The sequence below is a fragment of the Borreliella japonica genome, assembly GCF_900099615.1.
GTDB classification, from domain to species: domain Bacteria; phylum Spirochaetota; class Spirochaetia; order Borreliales; family Borreliaceae; genus Borreliella; species Borreliella japonica.
In genome coordinates this window covers 331,290-341,616 of the sequence record NZ_FMTE01000002.1, presented here as the reverse complement: position 1 = coordinate 341,616, position 10,327 = coordinate 331,290, and the positions used below count along the sequence as shown (strand labels likewise).

9 protein-coding genes are annotated in these 10,327 nt (G+C 26.9%); 7 read left to right on the top strand and 2 right to left on the bottom strand.

Annotation, left to right across the window (positions count from 1 at the left end):
- Nucleotides 1-6 precede the first annotated feature (6 nt).
- Nucleotides 7-387, bottom strand: a complete 381-nt coding sequence (locus tag BLO14_RS01530) for a response regulator (protein WP_091972034.1) — start codon at nucleotides 385-387, stop codon at nucleotides 7-9.
- Between the two features lie 248 nt (nucleotides 388-635).
- Here BLO14_RS01530 and ligA point away from each other — a divergent pair, with 248 nt between their 5' ends.
- A complete protein-coding gene (gene ligA / locus BLO14_RS01525) occupies nucleotides 636-2,618 on the top strand; it encodes an NAD-dependent DNA ligase LigA (RefSeq protein WP_091972032.1) in 1,983 nt (660 codons plus the stop codon).
- Between the two features lie 24 nt (nucleotides 2,619-2,642).
- Here ligA and BLO14_RS01520 read toward each other — a convergent pair whose 3' ends face one another.
- Nucleotides 2,643-4,139, bottom strand: coding sequence for a coiled-coil domain-containing protein (locus BLO14_RS01520; RefSeq protein ID WP_091972030.1), 1,497 nt, complete (start codon nucleotides 4,137-4,139; stop codon nucleotides 2,643-2,645).
- A gap of 284 nt (nucleotides 4,140-4,423) precedes the next feature.
- Here BLO14_RS01520 and BLO14_RS01515 point away from each other — a divergent pair, with 284 nt between their 5' ends.
- The 6 genes from BLO14_RS01515 (at nucleotide 4,424) to crr (ending at nucleotide 10,316) form a co-directional block, all read left to right on the top strand.
- Entirely contained in the window at nucleotides 4,424-6,286 is a 1,863-nt protein-coding gene (locus BLO14_RS01515; RefSeq protein ID WP_091972028.1) for a hypothetical protein, read from the top strand.
- The gene (locus BLO14_RS01510) at nucleotides 6,273-6,740 is read left to right on the top strand and encodes a hypothetical protein (RefSeq protein ID WP_091972026.1); all 468 of its coding nucleotides are present in this window, start codon (nucleotides 6,273-6,275) and stop codon (nucleotides 6,738-6,740) included. Before BLO14_RS01515 ends, BLO14_RS01510 begins: the two co-directional genes overlap by 14 nt.
- Complete coding sequence (locus BLO14_RS01505; protein WP_091972024.1) at nucleotides 6,733-7,602, top strand: FAD binding domain-containing protein; 870 nt, start codon at nucleotides 6,733-6,735, stop codon at nucleotides 7,600-7,602. Before BLO14_RS01510 ends, BLO14_RS01505 begins: the two co-directional genes overlap by 8 nt.
- Nucleotides 7,603-7,741: 139 nt before the next feature.
- A complete protein-coding gene (locus BLO14_RS01500; protein WP_091972022.1) occupies nucleotides 7,742-8,002 on the top strand; it encodes an HPr family phosphocarrier protein in 261 nt (86 codons plus the stop codon).
- A 20-nt stretch (nucleotides 8,003-8,022) separates the two neighbouring features.
- On the top strand, nucleotides 8,023-9,744 hold the full coding sequence (gene ptsP, locus BLO14_RS01495) for a phosphoenolpyruvate--protein phosphotransferase (protein ID WP_091972020.1): 1,722 nt from the start codon (nucleotides 8,023-8,025) through the stop codon (nucleotides 9,742-9,744).
- Between the two features lie 2 nt (nucleotides 9,745-9,746).
- Complete coding sequence (gene crr, locus BLO14_RS01490) at nucleotides 9,747-10,316, top strand: PTS glucose transporter subunit IIA (RefSeq protein WP_091972019.1); 570 nt, start codon at nucleotides 9,747-9,749, stop codon at nucleotides 10,314-10,316.
- Nucleotides 10,317-10,327: the final 11 nt, after the last annotated feature.

The window sequence follows — 10,327 nt, the reverse complement described above, 5'->3', positions numbered from 1 at the left end:
TTTCCTCTAATCTAAAAGTTTAATTTGTTCTATTATTTGGTCTTTTTTAAAAGGTTTTGTAATGTATCCCCTAGCTCCAAGAGATAAAGCTTTTTGTATTAATTCTTGCTTTCCAATAGCTGTAACCATTAATATATTAACTTTTTTAAGCAATTTTTTATTAATTTCATACATTCTCTCAAGAGCTGTAATTCCATCCATTCCCATCATTGTTATATCTAGCGTTATTAAATCAATATTATTTTGTTTCTCAAATTCTTTAACAGCCTGAATCCCATCTTCGGCTTCTAAAAATTCTTTAAATCCTAACTGCTTTAAGATTTTTATTAGGTTTTTTCTCATAAAAAGTGAGTCATCAGCTATTAAAGCTTTTTTGCTTTCTTCCAAAATGCACTCCTTTATCCATTTTAGCATATTAAAATACTTTAACGACAATTAAAATATAATTCACATTTTTTATAATATTGTCTTTTGATTGGTATTTTTATTTAAAGATTATTTTAATTTGAAAATAAGTAAAAATAATGTTTTGTTTTTTTGATATTCTTTTGTATTTTGTATAATAAAAAAGTGGTTTTTGCTTGTGAATTTAGATTATTTGATAAAATAATAAAGAATATGTTAAATTTTATCCTATGAGCAGTAAAATACAGCAAGAAATTGAAGACTTGAAGAAATTGATCAGAAAGTGGGATAAAGAGTACTATGTCGATTCTTTGCCTAGTGTTGAAGATTTTGTGTATGACAAGCATATTTTAAGGCTTAAAGAACTAGAAAGTAAGTACCCCGAATATAAGACCTTAGATTCTCCCACTCTTAAATTTGGCAGCGATCTTTTGAATGATTTTAAAGAGGTTGAGCATTTTACTCCTATATTAAGTCTTGACAAGGTTTATGATCTTGATTTGCTAAAATCATGGATAGAAAAGATTGATTTTAACAATTCTTTTAATATTTCTGTTGAGCCAAAGATTGATGGTTGTTCTATTGTTCTTTATTATAAAGATGGTATTCTTGAAAAAGCTCTTACTAGGGGTAATGGAAAATTTGGTAATGACGTTACTAAAAACATTAAAACCATTAGGCATATTCCTTTATTGCTTGATGAAAAGGTTGATTTGGTATTAAGGGGTGAGGTTTACATTACTAAAGAAAATTTTTTTAAAATAAATGAATGCTTGGAAAAGCCTTATACTAATTCTAGAAATTTAGTTTCAGGGATACTTAGAAGGGTTAATAGCAAAGAGGTTGCTAATTTTCCCTTAAATATTTTCATCTATGATTTTTTGAATGCTGGATTAGAGTTTAAAACTAATAATTTGGCTATTGCAAGACTTGAGAAATTGGGCTTTAAGGTTTATCCTTTGATTAGGTTTTTTGATCAAAAAAGTTCAATTAGAGAAGTTTTAAATTACATAAAAGATATAATAAAAAATAGAAATTCTTTTGAGTATGAAATAGATGGGGTTGTTATTAAGGTTAGTGATTTTGTTTTAAGGGAAGAATTAGGGTACACTTCACATCATCCTAAATGGGCGATAGCTTACAAATTTGAAGCGCTTTCAGGTTTTAGTAAGGTAAATAGTATTGTTGTTCAAGTTGGTCGTAGTGGTAAAATTACTCCGGTTGCCAATATTGATAAAATTTTTGTTTCAGGGGCTTTTATTACTAACGCAACATTGCACAATCAGGATTATATAATGTCTATTGGTTTGAATGTTGGTGATGTCGTTAAGGTTTCAAGAAGGGGAGATGTAATTCCTGCTGTTGAAATGGTGATAAATAAATTTTCAAAAGGATTTTTTAAGGTTCCTGATAATTGTCCAGCTTGCAAAATGGTTGTAGAAAAAAAGGGGGCACATTTTTTTTGTGCAAATAATAATTGTCCTTCAGTGGTAGTTGAGAGAATAAAATATTTTTGTAGTAAAAATTGCATGGATATTGAAGGGTTTTCTGATAAGACCATTTCTTTTCTTTTCGAAAAAAAATTTATTTCTTCAGAAATTGACCTTTATACATTTGATTTTTATAAACTTCTTGAATTTAAAGGGTTTAAAGATAAAAAGATTAATAATTTAATAAATTCAATTGAAGCCAGCAAGAAAAAACCATTTAGTAAATTACTTCTTAGTATGGGAATTAAAGAGTTAGGAGAAAATACAATAAGGCTATTATTTTTCAATAATTTAAATTCATTTTCAAAGCTTTTTAGTCTTTGTCAAGATAGGGATTTTGCTTTTTCAACATTGTTGAAGATTAAAGGCATAGGAGAAAAAATTGCTTTAAGCATTATTGAAGCTTTTAATGATTCAATAATGCTTAATAAGTTTAAATTTTTTGAAGATTTAGAATTTAAAATGGAAGAGTGTATTGTGATTGATGATGAAAATAAGTTATTGGTTGGTAAAAAGTTTTGCATTACTGGAACTTTTAATGGTTATTCTAGGCCTATTGTTATTGACAAGTTGGAAAATAAAGGAGCAATTTTTAAAACTTGTGTGACTAAAGGTTTGGATTTCCTTGTTGTAGGAGAAAAAGCTGGATCAAAGCTTAAAAAAGCTTTGAATTTGAATATAAAAATTATGTCTTTTGAAGATATCAATAGTTACTTAGATTAAGTTTGATTTAAAAGGGTTTAATTTTTATTTAATTATTTTTATTTGCTTAAATCCAGGTTTTAGACTTTTATACATAATTCCTAGTTCGTGGATATTTTTAACTTCTATTAAGTTTCTAAAAAATTCCTCTTTATTTTTTAGAGTAGGGTTAATGAAATATTTTTCAAAGTTATATTTTGAAATTATTTCATGATTTTTTAGAGCTTCATTTAAATTATTAGTAGGATCTATTTCAATATAGTATGTGTTTTCTTTTTTAAATGCAAATTGATCTCCCTTTTGTTTAAATTCATAGTTATTAAGGTATATGTCGGGATAGATTTGAAAATCTGCTGTTTTGATCATAGTTGTTTTTGGGATGCTTTTAGTATTTTCTTTTAGGTCTTGACTTTCATTTTTTTCTGTAGGTTCTAAATATTCCCTTTCTAATTTATTATTTTCTTTTAAGTAGTCATTTTTGCTTGTAATACTTGGAATGAAAATTTCTTCGTTTAAAGATTTTTGAGAAATTTCTTTTTTTTTAAAATTGTTTAATTCTTTTTGAAGTTTTAAAATAGTCTCTTCATTTTCTTTTATTTTATCTTCTAATTCTTTAAGCTTGTGTTTATCGGTTCTTATTTTTTTTTGATTTTCTTTGTTTATCGCTTCATTTGCGCTAACTTTTTCTTTTAAGGCATTGATTATTTTTCCTATTGAAGATAAGCTTTCTTCAATTTCTTCTAAGTTTTTATCTGATGCATCTTTTTTTTTAAAGTTTCTTAATTCTCTTTGCAAGTCTAAAATGGTACTTTCATTATCATTGATTCTATCTTCAAGTTCATCGATTTTTTTTTCATTAATGGCATAATATTTTTCGTTATCAGGAAGGTTTTCTTTTAGATTATTTATTATTCTTTCATTAGAAGGGTAGTTGTCATCATTTATTTCTTCAACTTCATCACTATATTCATAAGTTTCTTCAAAATCATCATTATCGTCATTATCTTCTTCAATGTTTTCAATATTTATTTTTTCATAATCTTCATCTTCTTCAGGTTTGGAGTTCTTGTTAAGAAGCTTTTTTATTTCTGCTATTTCGTTTTTTAATTTATTGGTTAAAATTTCATATTTTTTTGCTTTTCTTTCGATTGACTCTATTTTTTTATTTTCATTTGCCGATGATTTTTGATTTTTGGTTTTTAGAAGCTTTTCTATATTTTTAATTTTATTTTCATAATTTTCAATTACAGATTTTAGATCATTTTCGTCTATTCTTTTTTTAAAAGGCTTTTTGTCTCTTATGCTTTCTGGTAATTTTAGATCTTTGCCCTTTTTGGGGTCTTTATAAGAAGCTATTTTTTTGTTTGAATCTTTTGAAGTATCTGTTTGATCGTTTTTGTTTCGAGTATCTTTAAATTCTTCACTTAAGTCTTCCAAGGGGATTTCAATACTAGAGTAGCTTATTGTATTATTAGCCCCAAATAATGATATACACGAAAGTATTATAAAATACTTAAAGTTTCGATTTTTTGTTTTACTCATAAAGTCCTTGTTTTTATTTAGAAAACATCTATAATTTATAATGTTATCATAGTTTGTCCATTTATCAAAAGTGATAAAAAATCACCGGAGGTGCTATTTTTATTGACAGGTGATACTAATTTCAAATTAGTATTAGTGAATTTCTTATTAAGTTAAGTTGTTTTAATATTGTTGTATATTTTGGTAAGGTAAGCTGTTTTTGAAGTTTTATTTTTCAATTTTTTTTATTTATGTGATGACGGTTCTTATTGATTATTTTTTTTGTTTAGTTGGAGTTTTCAAGTTTGACAAATGTGGATGCATATGAATTTTGGGCGTTGCCAGTTTGTTGTAATGTTAAAGATTCTTTTATTGAAGATTTTAGCTTTGCAGATGAGCATGAAAGTTCAGTTTTTAGTATCAGTTATAAAGACAATATAACTTTAAAGTTTAGAGATTTTGTTGATTCTAATGAATTTAATTTAAAGCTTTTTGATAATAAAATAAGCTTTGAAGGCCAAATTCCTTTAGTTTTGTATTCAGATAATTTGGATTATCTGCTAAAAGCAGAAAAAAATGTTCTTTTTAACCTAAGAATTGATGGTGGGAGTAATAATTACTCTTCTGGATTTGAAAATAAAGAATCTGGAACTTGCAATGTTTTGAATGCATGTTATGAATTTAGTGATTACAATAGTTTTCCAGACGACTTTATTTTAGTTAAAATATTTTTTGATTCTGAGAATTTAATTATTGATGCTAATATAGATAATATTTCTTTTTTAAAATTTTTTATTAGTGAAAATTTTGGCTTAAATAAAGACAAAATAAAAATCAATTCTCTTAATAACTACTGGTCTAGCTCTATTTTTCCTATTTCTTTTAATGCAATTTTACAAGGCATTGTGATTTCAAAAAAAATTAATAAAAGGGTTAATGTTATTTACTACAAAAGGCATTTTGGGATTTTAAATAATTTAAATTTAACTTTTTCGGTTTCTAATTGTTTATTGGCAGATAACAAGCTTTCAAAGATTATTTTAGAGATTACAATAAATAGACCTTTAAATTTTTTGTATAAGTTCTATTTTAAATTTATTAATAATATTTTTAAAAATTTGTTTTTTGATGGGTTTTTAGAAATTTTTTTTATTGAGAATAAAAGTGATTTCATATTTTTTTATGACAATCTTTTAGCATTTGAGACTTCTGTTTATAATTTTATTTATTCTAATTTTTATAATCTTGCTTTAGTGATGTCTTGTGAGCCAATAGGTTATTTGCTTACGCAGATTAAAGGCGATTACAGTAGTTTTTTCAAAATTTTTAAAAAATTAGATTTAAAGAATTCTTTAATAAAGAAATCTTCTGTTTTAAGCGCTAACAAGAATTATGATATTTTTGATACTAGTCGCAGGGGAGTTGGTTTTGCTTATTTGAATTCAAACACTTATTTTTTAAGTGGAGAACAATATGTTGTTGCTCTCTTATATAAGGATGTGTTAAATATATTTTTGCCCTATAGCATCATTGATAACAATTTAAGCAACTATTTAAAAAATAGTTTGGCTAAAACATTAGGCTTGGCCTATGACAGTATAAATTTTTTGATAGATGAGAGCATATTAGATTTTGATAATTTTTATAGTCTTCTTTTTAAAGATCCCTATTTAATTGAAAAAGCAATTTTAACCATTAAGGACAGTTTTTCTTCTTTGATAAGTATAGGATTTGTAAATGAATATCCTATTGTTTTTAAAGAAAAAATAACTACTGACTATTTTAATGATTGCATGCTTGGGTGTTCTGTTGAGCTTAAATTTGAATTTTATTCTCTTAGCGCTGTTTTTAGCAATGTAAGCTTTTTTGTAGAGAAAGGCAAATTTACTAAACTTAAGTTGAACAATAAAAGAATTCATACAATATTTGGGTTAGCGGTTGATTATGTATTTTGCAATGCTAATGTAAATTACGATATTAAAGATTGCTTAAGCTTAGAGTTTATTGAAGATGGCGAGTTTGTTTTTTCTTTTAGAAGTTTTTTTATTGTTTCTGTTTCTGCAATTCGAACTGCTCTGATTCAAATATTTGATTTTAATGCAAGTAGCACGCCTCTTGATTTTGAAGAAATTTTAAATAGCTGGAGTGTAAAAATTGATATTAATTAATTTTAGTCTAAACGGTGAGAGTATTTCAAAAAAGATTAGTCTTTCTTTGACGACCAGAAGTCTTTTGGATTCTATTTTTTTTGATAAGGGCGATAGTTTGGAGTATATTGTTAATAACAGATTTTTTTTAATTTTATTAGATTTTAGACTTGTTTATTCTAATTTAATTCCTGCTTTTATTTTAAATGGTCGCAGTGTAGTTACTCTTGAAGGACTTAAAAATAAAAGTTTTTATCATCACATGCAAAAAATTTTATTAGAAGACGATTTTAATTTTTGTAGCAATTGTTTTGAATCCAATGTTTTATTGTTTTATTACTTTTTGGAAAATAAGATTGTAAGTAAATCAGATATTTTAAGTTATAGAAATTCATTAAAATGTAATTGTATGGATGTTAATACTTTTTTATCTTTATATTTGAAAGCTGAAGAATTGTATAGAAAAAATGGTTGATGTTAAGGTTTATTATCCTGAAAGTTTTAATATACTGTCTAATTTATTTAACAAAAATTTAAATAATTACATTATTTATAATGAGTTAGATTTTAAAAAAAATCCTGATTTGTTTAATAGAGAAACTTCTATTGATAATTTTTTTCTTGTTGGTAATTTTGAAAAATTTAATAAGGTATCCTTAAGGGGCAATTTTCTTGAGATGGGACCGTGTGTTACTTATAACGAGATACTTCAGATTGGTAAGAAAAATATTCCAAGTTTGTTTTATGAATTTATTTTAAAATTTAATGATAAAATATATTTAAATAGTATTAATCTTGCAAATGGGTTTTATTATAAAAATACTATTTTCGATATTTATCCTTTATTGTTAAGCCTTGATGCGCAAATTGAGTTTAAAAATATTTTGACCAAAAAAACTTATGTTTTTAGTGCTTATAATTTAAATAGAGCCGAATATATTGCAAACCGAAATACCGTTCTTGTTACTAAATTTAAATTTCCAATGATGAATCTATGGAATAGAAGTTTTTATCATAAAGTATTTTTCAATACCATGTCTTTTGACATTCTAGAAGAAATGGATATTATCTTTATATGTATTCTTTTAAACATAAAAAGAGATGTTATAAATGATTTTTTGTTAAAAATATTTTATGATGACAAAGTGATCGTCATAAGGGATTTTCAGATTTTACTTTTAAACAAATCTTTGCCACTTTCATTTTCTGAGATAGAAAATTCTCTTAAAATGTTGGATAAAAATATAAGAGATTCTAAAAATTTTAATGTAGGAGAGAGAAATTTAAAGCTAATAAAGAATTTTTATTTAGATATATTAATGAGTTTTAATTTTTAATGGCTTGAATAAGTTTAATTACTATCTTTATTATGTTATATTTCTTATGTAAAGGAAATATGTAATTTATTTTTATGTATTATAATGTAAAAAGTTAATCAAAAAAAAATAATATTTATAATGAGGGGTTTCTGTACTTATGGTAAAAAAAGAAGCAATTATTAAGGCTGTAAACGGTTTACATGTTAGGCCTGCGTCAACTTTTGTAAAAAAGGCTAAAGAATATTCTAGTGAGATAACAATAGAGTCTGATGGAAAGTCTGTTAGCGGGAAAAGTTTGTTCAGGCTTCAAACTTTGGAATTGTCATCAGGTAAAAAACTTTTAATATGTGCTGAGGGTGAGGATGAAGAGATTGCTGCTTTAGAGCTTGCAGAGCTTATCGAATCTTTTAAGGAATGAATTTTAGAAGGATTTAAATTATGACTTTATCGGGTAAAAGAATATCCAAGGGGATAGGTATTGGAGAAGTTCTTTGTATTAGGAAAAATTTTGATAAAATTGTAAGTAGAGAAAAAATCAGCTTTTCTCAAGTTGATAGCGAGATATCAAAATTCAATAAAGCTAAGTCAAAAGCAATTGAAGCACTTAAGGATCTTGAGAGAAAAGCTGTGTTTCAATTTGGAGATGACAAGAAGGGTATTTTTGAAGGTCAGGTATTGATTGTTGAAGACGATGAATTTTCTGAGTTTGTTATTGAGCTTATTACAAAGGAAAATTATAGCGCTGCTTATTCTATTTATTTAGCGTTTGAAAATTTGGTTAAAAGTGTAGAAGATTATAAAGATCCTTATTTAAAAGAAAGAGCGTCTGATTATAAAGACATTAGGAATAGATTAATTTCTATTATTTTAGGCCAAGTAACCGATTTTTCTGAGATTAATAAAGACATTATTCTTGTTACCGAGGAATTAACCCCATCTGATACCATGCAATTTGACTTAAATTATGTTAAAGGGTTTTTAACTGCAGTTGGAGGAGAAACTTCCCATGCTGCTATTTTGGCAAGAACAATGGGGCTTCCAGCGCTTGTTATGACTTTGTTAGATATTGATGCGTTAAAGGATGGTGATAAGATAGTCATTGACGCAATATCTTCTATTGTTATTAAAAATCCCTCTTCTGATGAGCTTGATCTTTATGAAAGCAAGATTTTGCGTCAAGTAGAGATGGAAAAAGAGCTTTTTTCTTTAAAAGATAAAGATGCTGAAACGAAAGATGGCGTAAAAGTATTTTTAAAGGCAAATATTGGAACACCTGTTGATATTGCATATGTTAATAAATATGGTGTTGCTGGAATAGGTCTTTTTAGGACAGAATTTTTATATATGAAATCTTTACAACCTCCAACAGAAGATGAGCAGTTTGAAACTTATAAGAGAGTTATAGATACAATGGAAAAAAAAGGGGTTGTTACGATTCGTACTCTTGATGTTGGTGGGGATAAGGAAATTTCCTATCTTAATTTTAAGAAAGAGGAAAATCCCTTTTTGGGTTTTAGAGCACTTAGGATGTATAAGGAATATGAAGAATTGATCCAAGCGCAATTTAATGCTATTTTTAGGGCCAGTCATTATGGGAAGATAAGGGTAATGGTGCCTATGCTTACAATATATGAAGAGATTGAAACGATCGAACATTTTGTGAGTAATGCAAAAATCAGTTTGAAGTCTAGAGGTTTACCTTTTGATGAAAATTTGGAAGTGGGTTGTATGATAGAAGTTCCTTCTGCAGCTTTAATTTCCTCTAAACTTGCCAATAAATTGAATTTTTTTAGTATAGGGACTAACGATTTAACCCAATATGTTTTAGCTGTTGATCGTGGTAATCAAAAAATATCAAATTTATATGACAAATATAATCCTGCTGTGTTGAAATTAATCAAAAAGGTTCTTGATGATGGAGTTAGTTCTGGAATCGATGTGTCTGTTTGTGGCGAACTTGGAGGAGATGATGCTGGAGCTTTGCTTCTTGTAGGTCTTGGATTTAGATCTTTGAGTATGATTCCTAGTGCTACACTTAGAATTAAATATTTACTTAAAAAGTATACAATAATGGAATTGGAAGAATTGGCAAATAGAGTTTTAAACAGCAATTCTAAGCAAGAAACTTTAAGTTATTTTGATAAATTTATAGGAGATTAGTTATGGGGTTTTTAGATTTTTTTAAAAAAACCGCTACATTGGATTTGATTGCTCCGATTAGTGGAAAAGTTATGTCAATTGATAAGGTTCCTGATGAAGCATTTGCTGAAAAAATAGTTGGTGATGGAATTGCAATTCTTCCAACAAGTAATGAATTGCTGGCGCCTTGTGATGGGAAAATAGGTAAAATTTTTAAAACCAATCATGCTTTTAGCCTTGAAACTAAAGAGGGTGTTGAAATTTTTGTTCATTTTGGAATTAATACTCTTAATTTAAATGGCAAGGGCTTTACAAGAGTTGCTGAGGAAGGCATTAATGTTAAACAAGGTGAAGTTATTATTAGGCTCGATCTTGAATATTTAAAAGAGCATTCAGAATCCGTTATTACCCCAGTTGTTATTGCAAATTCTGATGAAGTTTCAAGCATAGAATATTCTTTTGGAAGACTCGAAAATGATACTGAATATATTTTGTTGTCTTCAACTGTTTTGACAGAAGAAATTAGACATAAAATATCTCAAACAAAGTCTGTTACAGCAGGAAAAGATTTAGTATTGCGAGTTAAAAAGTAGAAAGAGAGAGC

What these genes read in the sequence shown, in the direction of transcription:
- ligA (WP_091972032.1), top strand. Translation starts at nt 636, where the DNA reads ATGAGCAGTAAAATACAGCAAGAAATTGAAGACTTGAAGAAATTGATC.
- BLO14_RS01520 (WP_091972030.1), bottom strand. Translation starts at nt 4,139, where the DNA reads ATGAGTAAAACAAAAAATCGAAACTTTAAGTATTTTATAATACTTTCG.
- BLO14_RS01505 (WP_091972024.1), top strand. Translation starts at nt 6,733, where the DNA reads ATGGTTGATGTTAAGGTTTATTATCCTGAAAGTTTTAATATACTGTCT.
- BLO14_RS01500 (WP_091972022.1), top strand. Translation starts at nt 7,742, where the DNA reads ATGGTAAAAAAAGAAGCAATTATTAAGGCTGTAAACGGTTTACATGTT.
- ptsP (WP_091972020.1), top strand. Translation starts at nt 8,023, where the DNA reads ATGACTTTATCGGGTAAAAGAATATCCAAGGGGATAGGTATTGGAGAA.
- crr (WP_091972019.1), top strand. Translation starts at nt 9,747, where the DNA reads ATGGGGTTTTTAGATTTTTTTAAAAAAACCGCTACATTGGATTTGATT.